The sequence below is a fragment of the Pseudomonas sp. TE50-2 genome (assembly GCF_040813665.1).
In the GTDB taxonomy this organism is placed as follows: Bacteria; Pseudomonadota; Gammaproteobacteria; order Pseudomonadales; family Pseudomonadaceae; genus Aquipseudomonas; species Aquipseudomonas soli.
On the sequence record NZ_JBFNXN010000001.1, the window covers coordinates 5,319,722 to 5,344,978 of the forward strand.

The 25,257-nt window shown below is 67.2% G+C and carries 12 protein-coding genes (1 of these 12 running past the window's edge); 8 read left to right on the forward strand and 4 right to left on the reverse strand.

Features of this window, described 5'->3' with window-relative positions:
• Both AAHK21_RS24225 and AAHK21_RS24230 read right to left on the reverse strand, forming a co-directional pair.
• A protein-coding gene (locus tag AAHK21_RS24225; RefSeq protein WP_367858589.1) for a non-ribosomal peptide synthase/polyketide synthase crosses the window boundary here: on the reverse strand, positions 1-14,019 show its 5' end (the start). Its footprint begins 20,928 nt before the window's first position; 14,019 of the gene's 34,947 nt are visible here — the first part of the coding sequence; the start codon lies at positions 14,017-14,019; its stop codon lies beyond the left edge, outside the window.
• 213 nt (positions 14,020-14,232) lie between these two features.
• A complete protein-coding gene (locus AAHK21_RS24230) occupies positions 14,233-15,258 on the reverse strand; it encodes an Ldh family oxidoreductase (protein WP_367858590.1) in 1,026 nt (341 codons plus the stop codon).
• A 143-nt stretch (positions 15,259-15,401) separates the two neighbouring features.
• Here AAHK21_RS24230 and AAHK21_RS24235 point away from each other — a divergent pair, with 143 nt between their 5' ends.
• From AAHK21_RS24235 to AAHK21_RS24265, 7 genes are all read left to right on the forward strand, one after another.
• Positions 15,402-16,274, forward strand: a complete 873-nt coding sequence (locus tag AAHK21_RS24235; RefSeq protein WP_367858591.1) for a MurR/RpiR family transcriptional regulator — start codon at positions 15,402-15,404, stop codon at positions 16,272-16,274.
• A 26-nt stretch (positions 16,275-16,300) separates the two neighbouring features.
• Positions 16,301-17,053, forward strand: a complete 753-nt coding sequence (locus AAHK21_RS24240) for a transporter substrate-binding domain-containing protein (RefSeq protein WP_023632571.1) — start codon at positions 16,301-16,303, stop codon at positions 17,051-17,053.
• Between the two features lie 104 nt (positions 17,054-17,157).
• Positions 17,158-17,877, forward strand: a complete 720-nt coding sequence (locus AAHK21_RS24245) for an ABC transporter permease (protein ID WP_046855416.1) — start codon at positions 17,158-17,160, stop codon at positions 17,875-17,877.
• Complete coding sequence (locus tag AAHK21_RS24250; RefSeq protein ID WP_367858592.1) at positions 17,874-18,584, forward strand: ABC transporter permease; 711 nt, start codon at positions 17,874-17,876, stop codon at positions 18,582-18,584. Before AAHK21_RS24245 ends, AAHK21_RS24250 begins: the two co-directional genes overlap by 4 nt.
• A 16-nt stretch (positions 18,585-18,600) precedes the next feature.
• Positions 18,601-19,845 (forward strand): FAD-dependent oxidoreductase, encoded by a 1,245-nt coding sequence (locus AAHK21_RS24255; RefSeq protein ID WP_367858593.1) that lies wholly within the window; start codon positions 18,601-18,603, stop codon positions 19,843-19,845.
• Between the two features lie 23 nt (positions 19,846-19,868).
• The gene (locus AAHK21_RS24260; RefSeq protein WP_367858594.1) at positions 19,869-20,651 is read left to right on the forward strand and encodes an amino acid ABC transporter ATP-binding protein; all 783 of its coding nucleotides are present in this window, start codon (positions 19,869-19,871) and stop codon (positions 20,649-20,651) included.
• A gap of 930 nt (positions 20,652-21,581) precedes the next feature.
• A complete protein-coding gene (locus AAHK21_RS24265) occupies positions 21,582-22,310 on the forward strand; it encodes a DUF899 domain-containing protein (protein WP_367858595.1) in 729 nt (242 codons plus the stop codon).
• 12 nt (positions 22,311-22,322) lie between these two features.
• On the opposite strand, the gene AAHK21_RS24270 is transcribed toward AAHK21_RS24265, so the two are convergent.
• The gene (locus AAHK21_RS24270; RefSeq protein WP_367858596.1) at positions 22,323-23,204 is read right to left on the reverse strand and encodes a LysR substrate-binding domain-containing protein; all 882 of its coding nucleotides are present in this window, start codon (positions 23,202-23,204) and stop codon (positions 22,323-22,325) included.
• Between the two features lie 158 nt (positions 23,205-23,362).
• Between AAHK21_RS24270 and AAHK21_RS24275 the strand changes: the two genes are divergently transcribed.
• The gene (locus tag AAHK21_RS24275) at positions 23,363-24,025 is read left to right on the forward strand and encodes an ankyrin repeat domain-containing protein (protein WP_367858597.1); all 663 of its coding nucleotides are present in this window, start codon (positions 23,363-23,365) and stop codon (positions 24,023-24,025) included.
• An 8-nt stretch (positions 24,026-24,033) separates the two neighbouring features.
• On the opposite strand, the gene pobA is transcribed toward AAHK21_RS24275, so the two are convergent.
• Positions 24,034-25,221 (reverse strand): 4-hydroxybenzoate 3-monooxygenase, encoded by a 1,188-nt coding sequence (gene pobA, locus AAHK21_RS24280; RefSeq protein WP_367858598.1) that lies wholly within the window; start codon positions 25,219-25,221, stop codon positions 24,034-24,036.
• Between the last annotated feature and the right edge of the window lie 36 nt (positions 25,222-25,257).

Genomic DNA, 25,257 nt, shown 5'->3' on the forward strand with positions numbered 1-25,257 from the left:
GACCAGCAATTCGATGCCCTGCCAGGCCTGCGCCCGCTCGGCGCCGGTGGCTGCACTGTGGCGGTAGTTCAACAGGCTGGTGAACAGCGCCTGGGAAGCCGGTACGCCACTGCAGCGCTGGGCCAGGGCCAGGGACGCCTGCTCGTGAGCCAGCAGCCGCGCCAGACGCTGATGGGTCAGGCGCACGCCTTCGACCACATCCATGTCGCCCACGCTGACCCGCAACGGCAGGGTGTTGATGAACATGCCCAGCGCCCGTTCGGCACCTTCGCCGCCCTGCAGGCGACCGAGCAGCACGGTGCCGAATACCACCTCCTCGCGCCCGGTCAACTGTGCCAGCACCTGGCCCCAGGCCTGGTGCACCAGGCTGGCGACGCTGATCCCCAGCGCCCGTGCCTGCTGACGCAGGCGCAAGGCCAACGCTTCGTCCAAGCGTGTACGGTGGTCAAGCACGTGGCTGCCGTCACCCAACGCCTCGCGCAGGCCGAACACTTCGGTTGGCTCGTCGATATCGCCGAGCAGATCGCGGAACATCGCCTCGTCGGCCTGTGGATTGCCGCGCAGCCACGCCTGGGCCACATAGTTGCGGTACGGCACGCTGTCGCCCTCGGGCATGCGCCCCAGCAGCACATCGCCGACTTCGGCCACCAGCAGTTCCATGGCGGCGTGGTCGAGGAGGATATGGTGCAGCAGCAGGGTCGCCTGCAAGCGCCCTTGCTCCACGTGACTGCTCAGGTGCATCAGCGGAGCGCGGCCCAGGTCCAGGCGCACGTTGTCCAGCGCCGGCTGGATGTCCAGGCGCGCTTCACGCCAGACCACCTGCACCGCTTCGTCGAGCCCCTGCCAGTGCACGCTGGTGCGCAGGATGTCGTGGCGGGCGATGACCTGGTTCAGCGCCACGACGAAGGCATCCAGCTCGGCCTGGCCGGCGAAGGCGAAGCCCAGTTGCAGCACATAAGGATCGACCTCGGCGCTGGCCAGGTGATGGTAGAGAATGCCCTGCTGCAACGGTGCGAGGGCGTACAGGTCCTGGATATTGGCCGCGCCGCCAGGGATCCGCTGCACCAGGCTGTCGAGCGCGGCCTGTTCCAGCCTTGCCAGCGGCAGCATGTCGGTGGTGATGCGCGTGCAGCCCGCCGGGATACGGTTTACCGGTACCTCCGGCGTCACTTCACCGCCCACCGCCGCCGCCAGCGCGGCCAGGCTCGGCTGGCCGAACAGCACCCGCACATCCGCCGCGAGGCCCGCCTGGCGCAGGCGCGCAGTCAGGGTCACGGCCAGCAGCGAGTGGCCGCCCAGCTCGAAGAAGTTGTCGTGCCGCCCTACCCGCTCCACGCCCAGCAGCTGAGACCAGATCTCGGCCAGCAGCAGCTCGGTTTCGCCTTCGGGCGCCTCGTATTGGCGCGCCTGCACATCCGGCTGCGGCAGCGCCTTGCGGTCCAGCTTGCCGTTGGGGGTCAGCGGCAAGGCATCGAGCGCCATGAACAGCGCCGGCACCATGTACTCGGGCAATTGCCCCAGCAGCGCCTCGCGTAGGGCCTCGGCAGGCGGCGCATCGCCGGTGACGTAGGCCACCAGGCGCGGGCCGGCCGGCTGGGTGTCGTGCACCAGCACCACGGCTTCGCGTACCCCGGCAACCCGGGTAAGGCAAGCCTCGATCTCGCCCGGTTCGATACGCAGGCCACGCAGCTTGATCTGGTGGTCGGTGCGCCCGAGGAACTCGAGGCTGCCGTCAGGGCGCTGGCGCACCAAGTCGCCACTGCGGTACAGACGCTCACCGTCAACGAACGGGCTGGCAATGAAACGCTCGGCCTGTTGTTCCGGCAGGCCCAGATAGCCACGGGTCACCCCGGCGCCGCCGATATGCAGTTGGCCGGCGACTCCCAATGGCACGGGCTGGTCGTGGCCGTCCAGCACGTACAGGTGGGTGTTGTCGATGGGTCGACCAATCGGTAGTGCGCCCGGCGTCAACGGATCCTGCGGGTGCAAGGTGCAGACGCTGCAATCGACCGTGGTTTCAGTAGGACCGTAGACGTTGTGCAACCGTACCCGTGGCAGGCGCTCGCGGACCTGACGGACCAGGGCCTCGGTCAGCTCACCGCCACCGCAGACGATATCGGTGAGGCTGGCGCAGGCGGCACTGCCGGCGTGCTCGAGGAACTGCTGCAACAAGGCCGGCACGAACTGCACCACGCCGACCTGTTGCCGCTCGATCAGCTCGGCCAGGTATTGCGGGTCGCGCTGACCGTCCGGCTTGGCCAGCACCAGGCGCAGTCCGCTGCACAGCGGCCAGAACAGCTCCCACACCGAGGCGTCGAAGCTCACCGGGGTCTTGTGCAGCACCGCGCCTTCGCTCGGGAACAGCCCGGCGCTCCAGTGCACCAGGTTGACCACGTTGCCATGCTCGACCATCACCCCCTTGGGCAGGCCGGTGGAGCCGGAGGTGTAGATCACATAGGCCAGGTTGGCGGCGGTCAGGCCCAGTACTTTCGGGTTGTGGCTTGGCTGACGGGTCCAATCCGCCTGGTCGAGGTTGACCAGCGGCACCGCCGCCTCGCCAACCAGCGTCCGGGTGCTTTGTTGCACCAGCAGCGCCCGTGGCTGGCTGTCGACCAGCATGTGGCGGATCCGCTCGGCCGGATAATCCGGGTCGAGCGGCACATAGGCGCCACCAGCCTTGAGGATCGCCAGCAGGCCGACCACCAGTGGCAGGCCGCGCTCGACACAGATCGCCACCCGATCGTCCGGTCTTACCCCCAGCGCAATCAGGTGATGGGCCAGGCGGTTGGCCTCGGCATTGAGCTGCTCATAGCTGAGTTCACCTTGCTCGGCACTGAGCGCAACCGCCTCAGGCGCACGCAGGACTTGAGCCTCGAACAGCTCCTGGAGGGTCTGGGTCAGATCGTGGGGCTGCGCCGTACGGTTGAAGTCGTGCAACAGCTGGTGGCGTTCTTCGACCGAAAGCACCGGCAAGCGGTTCAGTGGCTGCTGCGGATGCTGTTCGAGCGCCAGCAGCAGGCCATCAAGCACCTGCAGCATCTGCGCGCAGATCCGCTGCGCACCCACCTGGGCCGACACCTGCACGCCCAGGCGCAGGCCATCACCGAAATCATCGACGTTCAGGTTCAGCGGATAGTTGCTGCGCCCTTCGTTACCCAGGGTCTCGATCCCCTCCCAGGCCTGTTGTTGCAGAGCGGCGCGGCTGCTCTGCCGGTAGTTGAGCATCGCGCTGAACAGCGGCAGCGGCGCGGCCACCTGGCTGCAGCGCTGGGCCAGGGCCAGCGAGGCGTGCTCGTGAACCAGCAGCGCCGACAGCTCGCGGTGGGTGGCCAGCACGCCGTCGCGCACGCCCAGCCCATCCAGCTCGACCCGCAGCGGCAGGGTGTTGATGAACATGCCCAGCGCCCGCTCGCTGCCCTCGCCGCCCTGCAGGCGGCCCAGCAGCACGGTGCCGAACACCACGCGGTCCTTGCCGCAGGCCACCGCCAGCAGGCGCGCCCAGGCCAGGTGTACCAGGCTCGCGGTGCTCACCCCCAGCTGGCGGGCCTGGTCGCGCAGGCGGCCATAGCGGGCGCCGTCGAACTCCACCTCGGCCTCGTCGAGAGGCTGGCCTTCGCCCTGCACCTCGCGCAGGCCGAACGGCAGGCTCGGTTCGTCGATGTCGCCCAGCCGGGCGCGGAAGAACGCCTCGTGCTCAGCCTCGCTGACACCCAGGCGCGCCTGCGCCACGTAATTGCGGTACGGCACCGAGGCCGGCAGCGGCTCGGTCTGGCCCAGCAGGTAGCCACGCAGCTCCGCATGCACCACCTGCATGGCGATATGATCGAGCACGATATGGTGGAACTGCAGCACCGCCTCGACTCGCTGACTGCCCGGCTCGCTACGGTGCAGCAGGCGGATCAGCGGCGCCTGGCCAAGGTCCAGGCGTGCCAGGTGGGCGTCATCGAGAGGCGCCAATTGCAGCGGCGCCTGGCGCCAGACCACCTGCACCGGCTGCGGCAGGCCGTCCCAGAGCACCGCGGTGCGCAGGATGTCATGGCGGGCGATGACCTGTTGCAGGGCCTGGGCGAACACCCGCAGGCGCGCCGGGCTGTCGAAGCGCAGCCGGGTCCGCAGGGCGTAGGGGTCGGCGTCCACGGCGCTGAGGTGCAGATAGAGGATGCCCTCCTGCAGCGGTGCCAGGGGGTAGATGTCCTGCACATTGGCCGCGCCGCCCGGCACCGTGGCGACGATGCGCTCGATGGCGGCCGGTTCCAGCTCTAGCAACGGCAGCATGTCCGGGGTGATATGGGTGCAGCCCGCCGGGATCCGGTTGGCCGGCACCACCACCGCGCCGCCCTGGCCCAAGGTGGCGGCCAGCGCGGCCACGCTCGGCTGGCCGAACAAGGTGCGCACATCCACTTGCAGCCCTGCCTGGCGCAGGCGTGCAGTCAGGGTCACGGCCAGCAGCGAATGACCGCCCAGCTCGAAGAAGTTGTCGTGCCGCCCTACCCGCTCCACACCCAACAACTGCGACCAAATTTCGGCCAGCAGCGCTTCGGTCTCGCCTTCGGGCGCCTCGTACTGGCGCGCCTGCATATCCGGCAGCGGCAACGCCTGGCGATCGAGCTTGCCGTTGGGGGTCAGCGGCCAGTTGTCGAGATGAATGAACAGCGCCGGCACCATGTACTCGGGCAACCGCGTCAGCAGCGCTTGACGCAACACATCGGCCGGCTGCGGCTCGCCGCGGTGGTAAGCGACCAGGCGATCGCCGCCGTGGGGATGCCGGTTGACCAGCACCAGAGCCTCGCGCACGCCAGCCACGCAATTAAGGCAGGCCTCGATCTCACCCGGCTCGATGCGCAGGCCGCGCAGTTTGATCTGATGGTCGGTACGGCCAAGGAACGTCAGGCTGCCGTCGGCGGCCTGGCGCACCCGATCGCCGCTGCGGTACAGGCGCTCGCCTTCGACGAACGGGCTGGTGATGAAGCGTTCGGCCTGTTGCTCCGGTAACCCCAGGTAGCCGCGCGTCACTCCGGCGCCACCGATATGCAGCTGGCCGGCGACGCCCCAGGGTACCGGCTGGTCGTGGGCATCGAGCACGTACAGGCGGGTGTTGTCGATGGGTCGACCAATCGGCAAGGCGCCAGGCGGAATCGGTTGTCCGGGTTCCAGCGTGAAGACGCTGCAGTCGACCGTGGTTTCGGTGGGGCCGTAGACGTTGTGCAACCGTACCTGTGGCAGGCGCTCGCGCACCTGGCGGGCCAGGGCCTCGGTCAGCTCACCGCCACCGCTGACGATATCGGTGAGGCTGGCGCAGGCGGCGCTGGCGTCCTCGTCGAGGAACTGCTGCAGCAAGGCCGGCACGAACTGCACGACGCCGACTTGTTGCCGCTCAATCAGCTCGGCCAGGTACTGCGGGTCGCGCTGACCATCCGGGCGCGCCAGCACCAGGCGCAGTCCGCTGCACAGCGGCCAGAACAGCTCCCACACCGAGGCGTCGAAGCTCACCGGGGTCTTGTGCAGCACCGCGCCTTCGCTTGGGAACAGCCCAGCGCTCCAGTGCACCAGGTTGACCACGTTGCGGTGCTCGACCATCACGCCCTTGGGCACGCTAGTAGAGCCGGAGGTGTAGATCACATAGGCCAGGTGCGCGCCGCCCAGGCCAGGGACCCGTGGGTCGCTGGCCGGCTGGTCGCTCCAGCACGGCTGGTCGAGGTCGACCTGCGGCAACACCGCCTCGCCGACCAACGCACGGGTGGCCTGTTGTACCAGCAATGCCCGTGGCTGGCTGTCGGCGAGCATGTGGCCGATACGCTCGGCCGGGTAGTCCGGGTCGAGCGGCACATAGGCGCCACCGGCCTTGAGAATGGCCAGCAGGCCGACCACCAGCGACAGGCCGCGCTCGACACAGATCGCCACCCGGTCGTCGGGCTGCACGCCCAGCGCGATCAGGTGATGGGCCAGGCGGTTGGCCTCGGCATTGAGCTGGCGATAGCTCAGTTGTCCGTCGTCCGCCTGCACGGCAATCGCCTCGGGATCCTGCGCCACCTGCCGCTCGAACAACGACTGGATAGGCTGTTCGCGATCGTTGGCCTGGGCTGTCGCGTTGCAGGCCTGCAACAGATGCTCACGCTCCTCGGCCGGCAATACTGGCACCTCCAGCAGCGCCAGTCGTGGCTGTGCCTCGAGGCCTTCGACCATGGCCTGCAACACATGCCGCAATTGCCCACAGACCCGTTGTGCGCCGACGCTCGCCGGGGTCATTGCCACCAGACGGAAGCCTTCGCCCATGTCGTCCACGCTCAGGCTCAGCGGGTAGTTGCTGCGTTCCTGGCCATCGAGGAACTCGATGCCCTGCCACTCCAGGCGCCGGGCTTCGCTCGCCGCCTGGCCGTGGCGGTAGTTGAGCATGGCGCTGAACAGCGGCGCCGGGGCCGGCACGCCACTGCAACGCTGGGCCAACGCCAGCGAGGCATGCTCGTGGGCGAGCAAGGCGTTCAGGCGCTGCTGGGTCTGGCGCACCGCCTCGTGCAGGTCGATGTCGGCAAGATCCAGGCGCAGCGGCAAGGTGTTGATGAACATGCCCAGGGCCTGGTCAGCTCCCTCACCGCCCTCCAGGCGACCGAGCAGCACCGTACCGAACACCACCCGGTCGGTGCCGCTGACGGCAGCCAGCAGGCGGGCGAAGGCCAGATGGAACAGGCTGGCCGGGCTGGTGCCCAACTGCCGCGCCTGTTGCCGCAGGCGCGCGGCCAGGGTCTGGTCCAGCCATAGTTGGGCTTCCTCGATGGCCTGGCCGTCGCCCAGCACATCGTTCAGGCCATAGGGCAGCGTCGGCTCGTCGATATCACCCAGTTGCTCGCGGAAGAACGCCTCGTGCTCGGCCTGGCTGACGCCCAGTCGCGCCTGGGCCACGTAGTTGCGGTACGGCACCGGAGCCTGCACCGGCGCTGCGCTACCCTGCAGGTAGCCCAGCAGTTCCGCGCCGATGATCTCCAGTGCGGTGTGGTCGAGGACGATATGGTGGAACTGCAACAATGCCTCGACCCGCTGGCTGTCGGCATCGGCGCTGTACAGCAGGCGGATCAGCGGTGCCTGGCTCAGGTCCAGGCGTTGCAGGTTCTGCCCTTCAAGCGGCGCAACCAGCAGCGGCGCCTCGCGCCAGACCACCTGCAGCGGTTGCGCCAGGCCCTCCCAGAGCACGGCGGTACGCAGCACGTCGTGGCGTGCAATGGCTTGGCGCAGCGCACCGGCGAAGGCTTCGAGTCGCGACAGGCTGTCGAAGGCCATGCGCGACTGCAGCACATAAGGGTCGTGCTCCGGCGAGCTGAGGTGGTGGTAGAGGATGCCCTCCTGCAACGGCGCCAACGGGTAGATATCCTGCACGTTGGCCGCGCCACCCGGCACCGTGGCGACGATGCGCTCGATGGCAGCCGGTTCAAGATCCACCAGTGGCAGCATGTCCGGGGTGATCTGGGTGCAGCCGGCCGGGATCCGGTTGGCCGGAACCTCGACCTGCCGGCCCTGGCCCAGGGTCGCCGCCAGCGCCGCTACCGTCGGCTGGCCGAACAGGGTGCGCACGTCGGTCTGCAGGCCGGCCTGGCGCAGGCGCGCGGTGAGGCTAACGGCCAGCAGCGAGTGACCGCCGAGCTCGAAGAAGTTGTCGTGGCGACCAACCTGCGCAACGCCCAGTACCTCGGCCCAGAGTGCGGCGATGGTGGTTTCCACCGGGCCTTCCGGCATGGCATAGGCCTGACCGGGGAGCATGGCTGGTTCCGGCAAGGCCTTGCGGTCCAGCTTGCCGTGGCTGGTCAGCGGCAGCTCGACCAGGCGGACGAAGGCCTGCGGTACCAAGTGCCCCGGAAGGCTGGCTTGCAACCCTTGGCGCAAGGTGTCGAGATCGACCTCGGCGGCTTCGATGAACCAGGCCAGCAGACGCTCGTTACGTACCAGCACCACGGCATCGGCGATGCCCGGCTGGGCCTTGAGCGCGGCCTCGATCTCGCCCAGCTCGACCCGCACGCCACGGATCTTCACCTGGTCGTCGTTGCGCCCCTGGTAGTCCAGGGTGCCGTCGGCGTTCCAGCGCACCAGGTCGCCTGTGCGGTACATCCGCCCACCGTTGAACGGATCGTCGAGGAAGCGCTCGGCGGTGAGGTCGGGGCGGTTGAAGTAACCGCGTGCCACCTGTGCGCCACCGATGTACAGCTCGCCGGTCACGCCGACCGGTACCGGCTGGCGCTGCTCATCCAGCACATAGACACGGGTATTGGCGGTCGGCTTGCCGATATGCAGCGCGCCGCCCGGTTGCAACTGACCGGATGTCGCCACCACGGTGGTCTCGGTCGGGCCATAGTTGTTGACCAGTGCGAAGCCCGGATCACGCTCGAACTGGCGCAGGCGATCGCCACCGACCAGCAACGTGCGCAGGGTCGGGTGCTGGCGTTCGCGGCGCAGTGCCTGCTCGGCGACCGGCGTTGGCAGGAAGCTGACCTGCAGTGGCTGCTCCAGCCACCAGTCGAGCAGTTCGTCCACGTGCTCGCCGCCGATCTGCACCGGCGGCAGGTGCAGCACCGCCCCGGCGCACAGCGCCGGCCAGGCCTCCCAGGCCATGGCGTCGAAGCCGAAACCGGCGACGCTGGAGGTGTGACTGCCCTCGCCCAACTCGAAAGCCTGGCAATGCCAGTGGACCAGGTTGGCCAGGGTGCGGTGCTCGACCATCACCCCTTTGGGCTGACCGGTGGACCCGGAGGTATAGATCACATAGGCCAGCTGATTGGCGTCCAGCCCGGCGACGACGGGATTACTGGCTTGGTGGTCGAGCCAGTCATCGCCATCCACCCTGACCTTGGTTACATCATCCACCAACGCTTCGGTAGCCGATTCGACCAGCACCAACGCCGGCGCACTGTCACTGAGCAGATAGGCAATGCGCTCCGCCGGATAACCCGGATCGACCGGCACATAGGCCGCACCGGCCTTGAGCACGGCCAGCATCGCCACCAGCCGCTGCGGACCGCGCGGCAGGCACAGCGCGACACGGTCGCCCAGCACCACGCCACGCTTGATCAGGTAATGGGCCAGGCGATTGGCGCGCTGGTTCAGCTCGCCATGGCTCAGGCTCTCCTCGCCTTGCACCACGGCCAGCGCCTCGGGCGCCTGGGCCTCGACCAGCGCGTGCACGGTCTGACCTTGCGGATAGGTCACAGCTGTGGCGTTGAAGTTCACCAACACCTGCCGCGAGGCCTCGTCGTCCAGCATCGGCAGACCTTGCAGCAGTTGCCCGGGGGACTGCTCCAGCGCCCGCACCAGTTGCTCCAGGGTATTGACCATCCAGCCGCCGACCTGCACCGCCGGCACCCCCTCGGCGGTCAGTACGCTCAAGGCAAAGTCCTCGCCCAGGTCGTCGACGCTCAAGGTCAGCGGGTAGCTGCTGCTTTCCTTGCCACCGAACAGGCGCACACCCTCCCAGATGCCCTGGCCCTCATGGACGAAACCTTTGGTGCTGGGGCGGTAGTTGAGCAAGGCGCTGAACAACGGCGCCGAGGCCGCCACCCCGCTGCAACGCTGGGCCAGGGCCAGGGGCGCGTGCTCGTGGCCGAGCAAGGCCGACAGGCGTTGATGGGTGACACGCAGCGCCTGGTCCACTGGCAACGCAGTGTCCACCCGTAAAGGCAGGGTGTTGATGAACATGCCCAGCGCTCGGTCGGCGCCCTCGCCGCCCTGCAGGCGGCCCATCAGCACGGTGCCGAACACCACGTCGTGACGACCGGCCAGCACGCCAACCACACGGGCCCAGGCCAGGTGCATCAGGCTCGCGGCACTGACCCCGCGCTGCCGGGCCTGCTCACGCAGGCCATGGGCCAGGGCGCGTGGCAGCATCAGCTCGGCATGCTCGACCCGTCCACCGTCGCCCTGCACATCGACCAGGCCATACGGCAGGGTCGGCTCGTCGACATCACCCAGTTGCGCGCGGAAGAACGCCTCGTGGCGGGCCTGATCGTCACCGAGGCAGACCTGGGCGACATAGTTGCGATAAGGCACCGCGGCCGGCAACGTGGCGCCACGCCCTTCCAGCAACGCCTGCATTTCCTCACCGACCACGGCCATGGCGGCGTGGTCGAGGGTCAGATGGTGGAACTGCAGCAAGGCCACCCACTCGCCATGGCGGGGATCCTCGGCATAGACCAGGCGTAGCAAGGGCGCCTGGGTCAGGTCCAGGCGCTGCTGACGGGCATCGAACCGGGCCAGAAGTCGCTCGGTCACCGCGTCCTGGTCCAGGCCGGTGACTTCGCTGACCGTCAGACGCGCCTGGCGCCACACGACCTGCACCGGCTCGTCCAGCCCCTCCCACACCACCGAGGTGCGCAGGATGTCGTGGCGGTCGATGACCTGCTGCAGGACCTCGATCCAGCTCTGCAGGCGCTCGAGGCTGTCGAAGGCCAGCCCCGACTGCATCAGGTACGGATCGCCCTGTTCGGCACTCAGGTAGTGGTACAGGATGCCTTGCTGCAACGGCGCCAGCGGGTAGATTTCCTGCACGTTGGCGGCGCCACCCGGCACGCTGGCGACGATACGATCAATACTGGCCTGGTCCAGTTCGATCAGGCTGAGCATGTCTGGCGTGATATGCATCGCATCGCTTGGGACACGATTGGCTGGCACCTCGACTTCACGCCCGGAACCCACCGCCGCCGCCAGCGCGGCCAGGGTCGGCTGAGCAAACAGCACACACACGTCGGCATCCAGTCCGGCCTTGCGCATGCGCTCGAGCAGGCGCACCGCCAGCAGCGAATGGCCGCCCAGCTCGAAGAAGTTGTCCTCACGCCCCACCGCCTCGACGCCCAGCAGGTCCGCCCAGATCGCCGCCAGGGCGGTCTCGATCGGGCCCTGGGGCGCCTGGTACTGGCGCACTGGCGCTTCGGGGGTCGGCAGGGCCTTGCGGTCGACCTTGCCGTTGGGCGTCAGCGGCATGCCATCGAGGTGGATGAACAGTGCCGGCACCATGTACTCCGGCAATTGCTCCAGCAGACGCTCGCGCAGGTACTGCGCGGCGTGATCCTGGCCAGTGTGGTAGGCCACCAGGCGCTGGCCGCTGTGCGGGTGTTCGTGGACCAGCACCAGCGCCTCGCGCACGCCGTCCACGCGGTTCAGGCAGGCTTCGATCTCACCCGGTTCGATACGCAGGCCGCGCAGCTTGACCTGGTGATCGTTGCGGCCGAGGAACTGCAACGAACCGTCAGCGCGCTGGCGCACCAGGTCACCGCTGCGGTACAGGCGCTCGCCGCGCACGAACGGGCTGTCGATGAAGCGTTCGGCCTGTTGCCCGGCCAAGCCCAGGTAGCCACGCGCTACCCCCACGCCACCGATGTGCAGGTGCCCGGCCACGCCCCACGGCAGCGGCTGGTCCGCGCCGTCCAGTACGTACAGGCGGGTGTTGTCGATTGGCCGGCCGATCGGCAGCGCGCCGTCCGGCACGGGCTGATCGGGCTCCAGGGTGCAGACGCTGCAATCGACCGTGGTTTCGGTGGGACCGTAGACGTTGTGCAGGCGCACTTGCGGCAGGCGCTCGCGCACCTGGCGCACCAGGGCTTCGGTCAGCTCGCCACCGCCGCAGACGATGTCGGTGAGGCTGCCGCACTGCGCGCTGCGCGCCTGTTCGAGGAACTGCTGCAACAGCGCCGGCACGAACTGCACCACGCTGACCCTGGACTCGATGATCCGCCGCGCCACATAGTCCGCGTCACGCTGGCCGTCCGGCCGCGCCAGCACCAGGCGCAGGCCGCTGCCCAGCGGCCAGAACAGCTCCCACACCGAGGCGTCGAAACTGATCGGGGTCTTGTGCAGCACCGCGCCGTCCACCTTCGCGGGGCACAGCCCGGCGCTCCAGTGCACCAGGTTGACCACGCTGCGGTGCTCGACCATCACGCCCTTGGGCAGCCCGGTGGAGCCGGAGGTGTAGATCACATAGGCGAGGTGGCGCGAGGTCAACCCGGCCACCCGTGGGTCGGTCGCCGGCAGGCTTTCCCAGCCCGCCTGGTCGAGGTCTATCTGCGGCACGTCCAGCGCGCCCGGCACCTCGCGGGTGGCGGCATGCACCAGCACTGCCAGTGGCGCGCTGTCGACGAGCATGTGGCGGATGCGCTCGGCCGGGTAGCTCGGGTCCACTGGCACATAGGCGCCACCGGCCTTGAGGATGGCCAGCAGGCCGACCACCATCGACGGGCCACGCTCGACGCAGATCGCCACCCGGTCGTCGGGGCGCACACCCAGGGCGATCAGGTGGTGGGCCAGGCGGTTGGCCTGTTCGTTGAGCTGCCGATAGGTCAGCTGTTCACCTTCCGCCTCGATGGCCACCGCTTGTGGATGCAGCAGCGCCTGGCGCTCGAACAACGCGTGCAGCGGCTGGTCGAGGTCGTGTTCGGCGGCCGTGGTGTTGCAGCCAGTCAGCAGTTGATGGCGCTCCTCGGGCGTCAGCACCGGCAGCGCCAGCACGGGCAGGTCGGGGGCGCGCTCGAGCGCCTCCACCAGCCCCTCGAACACCTGTCGCAGTTGTCCGCACAGCCGCTCGGCGCCCCATTCGGCAAGGGCCTGGACCGTCAGGCGCAGATCGTCACCCAGATCGTCGACCGCCAGGTTCAGGGGGTAGTTGGTACGCTCCTCGGTGCCGACCACATCGATGCCCGGCGCCACCGCGATCACCGCGGCGGCGTCACCCGCCGCGCTATGGCGATAGTTGAGCATGCTGTTGAACAACGGCATCGGCGCCACCACACCGCTGCAACGCTGGGCCAGGGCCAGTGGCGCCTGTTCGTGGCCGAGCAGCGCGGTCAACTGGCGGTGGGTCAGCAACAGTGCATCCCGCACACCCTGCCCCTGCAGGTCGACCCGCAGCGGCAAGGTATTGATGAACATCCCGAGGGCGTGTTCGCCGCCCTCGCCCACCGCCATGCGCCCCAGCAGCACGCTCCCGAACACCACCGACTCGCGCCCGGACCACGCGCCCAGCAGGCGCGCCAGCCCCAGGTGCATGATGCTGGCCGGGCTGACCCCGAGCGACCGGGCCTGGGCGCGCAGACGTTGGCTGAGGTCGGGCGCCAGGGTTACCCGGGCTTCCTCCATGGCTTGGCCGGCCACCTCCTGGACGCCGAAAGCCAGGGTCGGTGCGTCGATATCGGCCAGCATGGCGTCGAAGAATGCTTCATGGGCCTGTTCGTCCTGGGCCTGTCGGCTCCTGGCCAGCAGGTCACGGAACGGCACCGGGGCTGGCAGCCGCTCGCCATCGCCTGCGAGATAGGCTTGGATCTCGCGGCGCACGATGTCCAGGCCGGTGTGGTCCATGACCGTGTGGTGGAACAGCAGCAGGCCCAGCACCCGGCCATCGCGATCCTGGCCATGTACCAGGCGCAGCAAGGGGGCCTGGGCCAGGTCCATGCGGTAATGACGCGAGTCGAAACGGGCGCGCAGTTGCTCCAGCGGCTCGTCACCGTCCAGGCTCCCGACTGCCTCGCACGCCAGCGGCGCCTTGCGCCACACCACCTGCAGCGGCTGGTCCAGGTATTCCCAGGCCAGTGCCGTGCGCAGGATGTCATGGCGCTGGATCACCCAGTCGAGCGCCTCGGCGAACGCCTGCAGGTGCGCCGGGCTGGCGAAGCGCAGCTGGGCCTGCAGCACATAGGGGTCGCCCTCGGCGGCCGTGAGGTGGTGGTAGAGCATGCCCTCCTGCAGCGGCGCCAGCGGGTAGATGTCCTGCAGATTCGCCGCGCCCCCGGGCAGCGTGGCGACGATGCGGTCGATGGCGGCCTGGTCGAGCCCGGCCAGGGGCAGCATGTCGGGGGTGATGCGCAGCGCCGGGCTCAGCCAGCCATCCTCCAGGCCCGCGAGCATCTCCAGCAGCGCTGGCTTGTGCGCCGCCAATGCGTCCCACAGCGCGTCATCGAGGGTGTCGTCATCGCCCTCGACGATCAGGTCGGCCTCCTCGCGCTGGAGTCGGATCGCACGGGTGGAAAGCGCTGCCATGAGTTCGCTGAAGAGCATTGGTAAGCATCCTGCTTTAGCCAGTCGGAAATGCTCGGAACGCTAATGGATCGCGGGGGGGCGGGCTGACATGGGAAGGGGGGACAACGGCAGGAGCAGCGGGGTTCAACACCAGGGAGGCGCAGCGCTCACGGTGTGAGCAGAGTGCGGTGGAAGGCCGGACACCGGTGCGAAGCAGGTCCGCACCGGTACCCTGAACAATGGAACTTGGGTTCAGCCAGCGAGTGTTTGCAACTCGGCCAGCTCCCGTTCGGACAATCCCACGCCTTCGCGCAGTGCCACTTCACGCTCACGGTAGCGCCGTTCCCCCGGCATGCGCGTCAGCCCCGCTTCCTGCATCTGCTCCACCAGTTCACGGCTGCGCTGGGCAAAACGCTCGCCTTGCGCCTTGGCCGGATCGATCACGATCAGCAACTGCCCGGTCCATGGGGTCTTTGCCCCCGGATGCCCGGACCAGTCGAACTCCCAGGAAAAATGGCCCCCCGTCAGCGCTGCCGCCAGCAGTTCGACCATCATCGACAGCGCCGAGCCTTTGTGGCCGCCGAACGGCAGCAAGGCGCCGCCTTCGAGAATCGCCTTGGGGTCAGTAGTCGGCTGGCCGGCGGCATCCACGCCCATGCCCGGCGGCAGCTGTTCGCCAGCCCGGGCGGCGATCTGCACGTCGCCATGGGCCATGGCACTGGTGGCCATGTCGAAGACGATCGGGTCGTGCCCCGCGCAAGGCGCGGCGAAGGCGATGGGGTTGGTGCCGAACAGCGGTTTGCGCGCACCGTGGGGCACCACGCAGGTCATGCTGTTGACCACGCTCAGGGCCACCAGGCCTTCATCGGCGAATGGCTCGACATCCGGCCACAACGCGGCGAAATGGTGCGAATTGTGGATCGCCAGCACCGCGATGCCGGCCGTGCGCGCCTTCGCCACCAACAGCGCGCGTGCCGCGGCCAGGGCCGGCTGGGCAAAACCGCCCTTGGCATCGACTTGCACATAAGCCGGTGCCAGGTCGGTTACCTGCGGCTCGGCGCGGCCATCGACCCAACCGCTGGCCAGGGTCGAGACATAACCGGGAATACGGAACACCCCGTGGCTGTGGGCACCGTCACGCTGGGCGCTGGCGCAGTTGTCGGCGAGCACGGCGGCCACTGCCGCGCTGCAGCCATGCCGCGCGAAGATAGCCTGGAGCAATGCCTGCAGTTCGGTAAAAGGCACGCGCACGACAGGGCCGGTGGAAGGTGAAGACATCTGGAGCTCCTTTCTTGGAATTGGAATCGCTACAGCGCAACTGCACAGACTTTCCCGCCAATGACAGCTATCTGTCAAATATTGACTTGATGACAGAAAACAGCCATTTTGGCTTCCACGCCAGAAATCAACCGGAACCGACCATGAGCCAATCGATCAAGCAACGCCTGGAAAGCAGCCTGCACACCGCTGCCGCCTCGGGCCGCCAGATCGCCAGCTACATGCTCGCCAACCTCCACGAACTGCCCTTCCAGACCTCGGCCAGCATCGCCGCCAAGCTGGGCGTGAGCGAATCGAGCGTCGGCCGCTTCTGCCGCGCCCTGGGCTATGCCCACCTCAAGGCCCTCAAGCAGGACCTGCAGAACGACCTGGGCGACGGCCCGTGGCTGGCCGGCGACCGCCTGCAGGCGTTTCGCCAGCAACCCGAGGACGACCAGCGCTCAGGCAGCCTGGAGCTGGAAATGGCCGCGCTGGTGCGCGTGCACGAGTACAGCCGCAGCGAGACCTGGCAACAGGTCGCCCGGCGCCTGGCCGACAAACCCCGGGTATTCGTCGCCGGCTTTCAGACCGAGCGTGGCGTGGCCATGTGCATGAGCCACCTGCTGCAGTACCTGCGCGACGGCGTGCAACTGGTCGATGGCAGCGCCGGGCATTTCGGCGAGGTACTGCTGGGGCGCCCGCAGGACTGCACGCTGGTGGTGTTCGAAGCACGCCGCTATTCGCGCCACGCCCGGCAGCTGTGCCACAAGGCCCGTGCGCTGGGCATCCCGGTGACCCTGGTCACCGACACTTTCTGTGACTGGGCCGATGCCGAAGCCGACGAGGTGTTCCGCATCCCCACCGAATTCAACCTGTTCTGGGAATCCACCGCGACCATGCTGTCGTGGGTGCACCTGATGGTCAACGAGGTCTGCAAGCAGCTCGGACCGGATGTTGAAAAACGCTTGGAAGCAACTGCCGCTCTACATAACGAGTTCGTCGGCTACACCTCGTGGCCGGCGGGCAAACAACAATAGCAAGAGTGCGATGACCGAGGTGCGAGATGAAAGGAACCATGGCTGTGGTGGGTGCGTGCGCCCTGCTGCTGGCGGGCCACGCCAGTGCCGAGACCCTGCGCTTTGCCACTGAAGGCGCATATCCCCCCTTCAACTACGTCGACGCCGACAACAAGCTGCACGGCTTCGACATCGACATCACCCATGCCCTGTGCGAACAGATGAAGGTCGAGTGCACCCTGGTGGCCCAGGACTGGGAAGGCATCATTCCGGCGTTGATGGCGCGCAAGTACGACGCGGTGGTGGCCTCGATGATCGACACCGAGGAACGGCGCCGGAAGATCGCCTTCACCGACCACTACTACCGCACCCCACTGACCGTGGCCGTCGCCAAGGACAGCCCGATCAGCGACGCGCAGACCGACTTCAAGGGCTACACGGTCGGCGCGCAATCCGCCTCGACCCAGGCGATCTACGCCGAGGACGTATACGGCAAGGCCGGCGCGGACGTGAAGCTGTACCCGACCCTTGACGAAGCCAACGCAGACCTTGCCGCCGGGCGCCTGGACGGGGTGATCGCCGACAAGTTCCCGCTGCACGAATGGCTGAACAAGAATGGCAAGGACTGCTGCAAGATCCTCGGCGATGTCGACGGCACCAAGGCCGACGCGGCGATTGCCGTGCGCAAGGACGACCAGGCCCTGCGCACCCGGCTGAACGAGGCGCTGGCGGCGATCGTGGCCAATGGCACCTACCAGAAGATCGCGAGCAAGTACTTCGCCTTCGACATCTACCAGTAATCTCGTGGAGGCCGGCCTGCCGCGCGATGGCGCCTGATCAGTGAACCACGCCATCGCGGGGCAAGCCCGCTCCCACCAGGGCACCTGTTTCCTGGGGGTTAGCCATGCTCGATCAACTCTCCCTGCTTTCCTTCGCCAGCGGCGGCTGGGGCCAGGCGTTGCTGGCCGGCGCGCTGGTGACCGTGTCGCTGGCCCTGGCCTGCCTGCCCATCGGCCTGCCACTGGGCCTGCTGGTGGCGCTCGCCGCGCGCTCGCGCAAACGCCTGCCGCGGGCCTGGGCCACCCTCTTCTCCACGGTGTTTCGCGGCCTGCCCGAACTGCTCACCCTGCTGATCATCTACTACGGTTGTCAGATCGCCGCGCAGAAGCTCCTCGCCGCCTTGGGCTATGAGGGCGAGGTGCTGATCAACACCTTCCTCGCCGCCATGGCCGCCTTCAGCCTGGTGTTCGCCGCGTTCTCCAGCGAGATCTGGCTGATGGCCTTCAAGACCCTGCCCAAGGGCCAGCTGGAGGCCTGCGCGGCCCTGGGCCTGGGCAAGCGCACCGGGTTCTTCAAGGTGGTGCTGCCGCAACTGACGCGCATCGCCTTGCCGGGCCTGTCGAACAACTGGCTGAGCCTGCTCAAGGACACTTCGCTGGTCTCGACCATCTCGCTGATCGACCTGATGCGCCAGACCAACCTCGCGGTCAGCGTGACCAAGGAGCCGATGCTGTTCTACGGGGTGGCCTGCCTGGTCTACCTGCTGTTCTCGGCGCTGTCGGGCAGGGTCTTCGCCCTGCTCGAGCGGCGCAGCAACCGCCACCTGCAAGGAGCCCGCCCATGAGCCTGGAGCAACTGCTGGCCTACGTGCTCGACCCGGACTTGCTGGACCGTTACGGCGTGCGTTTCGTCGATGGCCTGCTGGTCACCGCCAAGCTGGTGGCGATCTCGTTCACCCTCGGCGCGCTGCTGGGCATGCTCCTGGCGCTGGCGCGCATGTCACCCAGCCGCGTGCTGCGGCGCCTGGCGGCTGGCTACGTATATTTCTTCCGCGGTTCACCGCTGCTGGCCCAGCTGTTCCTGCTGTACTACGGGCTGGGTTCGCTCAAGGGTTTCTGGCAGGAGATGGGCCTCTGGTGGTTCTTCCGCGAGGCCTGGTATTGCGCCCTGCTCGCCTTCACCCTCAACACGGCGGCCTACCAGGCCGAGATCTTCCGTGCCAGCCTGATGGCGGTCGCGCCGGGCCAGTACGAGGCGGCCAAGGCACTCAACCTCAAGCGCTCGACCACCTTCTTCAAGGTGGTCCTGCCGCAGTCGCTGCTGGTGGCCATCGGCCCGCTGGGCAACGAGCTGATCATGATGATCAAGGCCAGCGCGATTGCCTCGCTGGTGACGATCTACGATTTGATGGGGGTGACCAAGCTGGCCTTCTCGCGCAGCTTCGACTTCCAGATCTACCTGTGGGCGGCAGTGCTCTACCTGCTGATCGTCGAGGTGGTCCGGCGCACCTTGAAACACCTGGAAGCCCGCCTGGGCCGCCACCTGAACTGACTGAAGGAAATCTTCCATGCATTGCCAGACCATCGTCCTGGGCGCCGGCATCGTCGGCGTCAGCACCGCCCTGCACCTGCAGGCCCGCGGACGCCAGGTGATCCTCATCGACCGCGACGAGCCAGGCAGCGGCACCAGCCATGGCAACGCCGGGCTGATCGAGCGTTCCAGCGTGATCCCCTATGCCTTCCCGCGCCAGTACAGCGCCCTGCTGCGCTATGGCCTGAACCGCCAGCCCGACGTGCGCTACAGCCTCGCCCACCTGCCCAAGGCCGCGCCATGGCTGCTCAGCTACTGGCGCCAGTCCACCCCCGGACGCCTGGCCAAGGCCGCCGCCGACATGCTGCCGCTGGTGCAGCGCAGCGTCGAGGAACACGATGCGCTGATCGAAGCCGCCGGCCTGCAAGGGCTGGTGCAGGCCAAGGGCTGGATCGAGGTGTACCGCGACGCCGCGCTGTTCGCCCAGGCCAAGCGCGACCTTCAAGGCCTGGCCCGCTACGGCCTGCGCTACGAGATCCTCGAACGCGAGCAACTGCAGGCTCGCGAGCAGCAACTGGACGGTGGGGTGATCGGTGGCATCCACTGGCTCGACCCGAAGACCGTGAGCAACCCCGGCGGCTTGACCCGTGGTTATGCCGCGCTGTTCGTCCAGCGTGGCGGCCAGTTCCTCCACGGCGATGCGCGCAGCCTGCGCCAGGTCGAGGGCGGCTGGCAGGTGGACAGCCGCCGCGGCACGCTGACCGCCGACGAGGTGGTGGCCTGCCTCGGCCCGCAGTCGGCCGACCTCTATGAACGGCTGGGCTACCGCTTTCCGCTGGGGATCAAGCGCGGCTACCACATGCACTACGCGACCCGCGACGGCGCCGAACTGGGCCACTCGATCTGCGACACCCAGGGCGGCTATGTCCTGGCGCCGATGGCCCGGGGCGTGCGCCTGACCACCGGCATCGAGTTCGCCGCCAGCGATGCCCCGGCCAACGAGATCCAGCTGCGCCGCTGCGAGGCCCTGGCGCGCAAGCTGTTCCCGGCCCTGGGCGAGCGCCTGGACGACAAGCCCTGGCTGGGCCGTCGCCCCTGCCTGCCGGACATGCGCCCGGTGATCGGCCCGGCGCCGCTGCACAAGCACCTGTGGTTCAACTTCGGCCATGCCCATCATGGCCTGACGCTGGGCCCGGTCAGCGGCCGCCTGCTGGCGGAACTGATGACCGGCGAGCGCCCCTTCACCGACCCTGCGCCCTACAGCGCCGCACGCTTCGCCTGAACCTTGAGCGGGAGAACAACAAGATGACCGCACCCTTGAGCCTTGCCTGCCTGCACCCTGCCCCCGACCCGCGCCCGGAGCTGATCCGTATCGAGGGCCTGAACAAGCATTACGGCGCGTTCCATGTGCTGCACGATATCGACCTGTCGGTGCGCGAGGGCGAACGCATCGTGCTCTGCGGCCCCTCGGGCTCGGGCAAGTCGACGCTGATCCGCTGCATCAACCGCCTGGAGATCGCCCAGCAGGGCAGCATCCGCGTGGCCGGCACCGACCTTGCCAGCACTGGCCGAGAGGCCGCCAAGGTGCGCAGCGAGATCGGCATGGTGTTCCAGCACTTCAACCTGTTCCCGCACATGAGCGTGCTCGACAATTGCCTGCTGGCACCGATGAGCGTGCGCGGCCTGTCGCGGCGGGACGCCGAGGAACGGGCGCGCTCGTACCTGAGCAAGGTCGGTATCGAAAGCCAGGCGCACAAGTACCCCAGCCAGCTCTCCGGCGGCCAGCAGCAGCGGGTGGCGATCGCCCGGGCGTTGTGCATGAAGCCGAGGATCATGCTGTTCGACGAGCCGACCTCGGCGCTCGACCCGGAGATGGTGGCCGAGGTACTGGATGTGCTGGTGCAACTGGCCGGCACCGGCATGACCATGCTCTGCGTGACCCACGAGATGGGCTTTGCCCGACAGGTGGCAGAGCGGGTGTTGTTTCTCGAAGGTGGGCAGATCATTGAGGACTCTTCACCGGAAGTGTTCTTCGGGCAGCCCAGGACGGCGCGGGCACAGGCGTTTTTGAAGCAGATTCTGCATTAGTGGTTCGTGGTCCTGCGCAGATATACGCGACCCAGTCCGCCTCCCGCAAAACAGCGATGCAATATATGAAGATTTAATCTTGATCTTGATCGGTTCTTGCTCTGCTTTTGCTTCTAAGTGCGCGATAGTTCAGGCGACACAAATTGCGACTTCAGGAGGCCGAACGGAGGGCTTGCGCAGGGAGGTGACGGGCATGGATGCCCGTCAAGCGCCGATCAGGCCATGGATGGCCCGTCGGCGCGTCCTCCCGGAGCAAGCCCGGAGTGAGGGGACCCCGGAGCGAAGCGTAGGGGCCGGATGAACGGAGCCGAACGGTTTTGCCTCCTTTTCCCAAGAGAAAAGGAGGTCGCCGTAAAGGCGAAAAGGTGACTGTACATCGACATGGTTAATGAATGCGGATATAACTTTCAAAACATACGCTGTGAAAATCAAAATCAGAGTCAATCGGCATCGGTTTTTATAGTTGTAAGTGCATTCATTTGCGATGTCGACGCATACTCACCTTTTCGCCTTTACGGCGACCTTCTTTTGCACGCGGGCAAAAGAAGGCAAAAACCGCTCGCTCCATTCATCCGGCCCTCCGCTTCGCTCCGGGTCCCCTCACTCCGGCCTTGCTCCCGGGAGGACCGCGCTGAACGCCCCATCCTGGGGCGCAGCGCTTGACGGGCATCCATGCCCGTCACCTCCCTCCGCAAGACCTCCGTTCGGCCTCCTGAAGTCGCAATTTGTGTCGCCTGAACTATCGCGCGCTTAGAAGCAAAAACAGAGCAAAAAAAGAGCAAAAACAGAGCAAAAACAAGCTGCTCGTGATCGACGGTAAATGCAAACTCCCGGCTCCGGAGCAACCATTCGTCGATAACGGATAAAACCTGTCGAATTACCCAAAGGCCACCCGACTACGGGATGAACCCCCAAGCGTGGAGTCACGCCATGAGCCATCCCACTCCCAAACACACCGTGGCAACCCGCAGCCAATGGCTCGCCGCCCGCCACCAGCTCTGGCTGCACGAGAAAGCCTTCACCCATCAACGCGACGAGCTTGCCGCCGCCCGCCGCGCCCTGCCCTGGGTAGCGGTGGAACAGGACTACCGTTTCCAGGGCCCGGACGGCGATCTAAGCCTGGGCGAGCTGTTCGCCGGACGCAGTCAGTTGCTGGTCTATCACTTCATGTTCGCCGACGGCTGGCACGAAGGCTGCCCGGGCTGCTCGTTCCTGGCCGACCACTTCGACGGCGCCAACCTGCACCTGGCCCACCACGATGTTTCCCTGGTGGCGGTTTCGCGGGCGCCCTATGCCGAGTTCCAGGCGTTCCGCCGGCGCATGGGCTGGCACTTCCCATGGTTTTCATCGCACGGCAGCCGCTTCAACCAGGATTTCGGCGTCACTGTCGCCACCGATGGCAGCGCCCAGTACAACTACGAACCCTACACCGGCGACGAAACGGAGCTGCCCGGGCTCAGCGCGTTCTACCGTGATAGCGACGGCAGCCTGTACCACACCTACTCCACCTATGCCCGGGGGCTGGACATCCTGGTCAACGCGTACAACTTCCTCGACCTGGCGCCCCTCGGGCGCAACGAGGACGGGACGATGGACTGGGTGCGGCATCATGATCGCTATGAAAATCCGAGTGACAAGCCGCATTGCTGCAAGGAGTGAGTTTCCGGCGGATCAGATCGCCTGCACCGCCAGCAACTCCGTCAAGACCTCGGCCAGTGCCTTGACCATCACATCCGCCGTGGGCCGGTGCACGATGACGATCTCGTAGCTGTCCACCTCCGGCAGCCCCTGCTCGATGCCCAGTACCCGGTGCTCGGGCAGCGCCGCCCGCGGCGGCAGCAGGCTGATGCCCATGCCGTCGGCCACCGCCGCCTGGATACCGCTGAGGCTCGAGCTGGTGAAGCTGATGCGCCAGCGCCGGCCCATGCCTTCGATCGCGCTGATCATGTCATCGCGGTACAGCCCGCGTGGCGGAAAGGTCACCAAGGGAATCGGGTCGAGATCGAAGGACGGTATGCGCGCGCTGTCGATCCATTGCAGGCGCTCCGGCCAGCAGGCCACGCCCTCGCGGCTGTTGCGCCGCTGCTTGAGCAGCACCAGGTCGAGCTCGCCGTTGTCATAGGCCTGGCTGAGATCGCGGCATAACCCGCTGGTGACTTCCAGCTTGACCTGGGGGTGCTGCCGGCTGAACGCGGACAGCGCATTGGTGGTACGCCCGCCGACGAAATCCTCCGGCACACCCAGGCGCACGGTTACCCCGACCATGGCCCCGGCCAACGCCTCGAGCATCTGGTCGTTGAGGGCCAGCATGTGTCGGGCATAACCAAGCAGGGTCTGCCCGGCATCGGTGGGCAGCACATCGCGGTTGCCCCGCACCAGCAGGCGGTGACCGACCATGTCCTCGAGGCGGCGGACCTTCTGGCTGATGGTCGACTGCGTGGAATGCAGGCGCGCCGCGGCGGTGGTGAAACTGCCGCAGTCAGCCACCACGACGATGGCGCGCAGCAGGTCGAGGTCGAACAGGGCCCTATTCGGTTTTGCGCTGGCAGACATCTTGATATTCGACTTCTGAATGACAAGCCTGACTTCTACCACGGGTACCGATACCCGGCAACATGCGCAAATACACTGGGATCCATCCAGATTATTCACTTCTGCTACAAACACAGGCCCCCTAGCATGGGCCCTCGTCCTATCAGGAGCCGACCACCATGCGCCTGCCGTTCACCGCCTTGCTGCTGACCTTGTTCACCAGCCTTGCCTGCCACGCCGAGACCCCCGCCATGAACACTGCGTTGCTCGATGCCGCCCACCGCGGCGATACCCCCGCCGTGCGCCAACTGCTCAACCAGGGCGCGCAGGCCGATACCCGCAACGACCAGGGCCAGACCGCGTTGCTGGTGGCCACCCACGCCAATGAAGTAGAAGCCGCCAAGGTGCTGATCGAGGCCGGCGCCGACGTCAACGCCAAGGACAACATCAGCGACAGCCCCTACCTGTACGCGGGCGCACGGGGGCTGGACGACATCCTGCGCCTGACCCTGGCCCATGGCGCCGACCTGAAGAGCACCAACCGCTACGGTGGTACCGCGCTGATCCCGGCCGCCGAACGCGGGCATGTGAGCACCGTGCAGTTGCTGATCGCGGCCGGTGTCGATGTGAACCACCTCAACCGCCTGCACTGGACCGCGCTTCTCGAGGCGGTGATCCTCGGCGATGGCGGCCCGCGGCATGTGGAAATCGTGCGCCAGTTGCTGGCGGCCGGGGCGGACCCGCTAATTGCCGACAAGGACGGCGTGACCGCGCTGGAGCATGCGCGCCAACGCGGTTATCGCGAGATGGTCGCCTTGCTGGAAAGCCCCAGCCGCCGCTGACGCGCCGGTTATTCCACAGCCTCGAACGGCAGCCCCACATAGTTCTCGGCGATATTCGCCAGCCCCGCCGCCGACCCCAGGTAGTACTCGCGATCGGCCGCCTGCATCTTGCGGTCCCAATCATCCTGGTGCTCGCCGAAGTCGTGCAGCAGCTGGGTCATGAACCAACTGAAGCGCTCGCCCTTCCATACCCGCCGCAATGCCATGGGCGAATACTGCGCCAGCAGGTCGGTGCGCCCCTCGCGGTAGACCTTGACCAGGATCCGGTACAGGTAGTTGACGTCCGAGGCTGCCAGGTTCAGGCCCTTGGCGCCGGTGGGCGGCACGATGTGCGCGGCGTCGCCGACCAGGAACAGGCGGCCATGCTGCATCGGCTCGACCACCAGGCTGCGCAGCGGCGCGATGCTTTTCTCCAGCGCAGGCCCGGTCACCAGTTGCTCGGCCACCGCCTGTGGCAGGCGCGCCTTGAGCTCGGTCCAGAAGCGCTCGTCGGACCAGTCCTCGACCCGCTCTTGCAGCGGCACCTGCAGGTAGTAGCGGCTGCGCGTCTGCGAGCGCTGGCTGCACAGCACGAAACCGCGTTCGTGATGGGCGTAGATCAGCTCATGGTTGACCGGCGGGGTATCGGCCAGCAGTCCCAGCCAGCCGAACGGATAGACCCGCTCGTACACCTTCAGCACGCTGGCCGGGATGCTCTGCCTGGCCACGCCATGGAAGCCATCGCAGCCGGCGATATAATCGCACTCGACCCGCTGCTGGCGACCGTCCTTGTCGAACGTCAGGTAGGGCCGCGGCCCCTCGATGTCATGGGGCTGGACATTGTTCGCCGCATAGATGATCGGCGCCCCACTCTGCTCGCGAGCCTGCATCAGGTCGCGGGTGACCTCGGTCTGGCCGTAGACCATCACCGTCTTGCCACCGGTCAGTGCCTTGAGGTCAAGACGCTGGCGATGGCCACCGACCAGCAACTCGACCCCTTCATGAACCAACCCTTCGCGACCCATGCGCTGGGCCACGCCGGCTTCGCGCAGCAACTCGACCGTGCCCTGTTCGAGCACGCCGGCACGGATGCGCCCCAGCACATAGTCCGGGGTCTGGCGCTCGACGATCAGCGTGTCGATGCCGGCATTGTGCAGCAACTGGCCGAGCAGCAGGCCGGACGGGCCGGCGCCGATGATTGCAACCTGAGTCTTCATTGTTGTTGTCTCGCGATGACGATGCCGGCTTTGCAC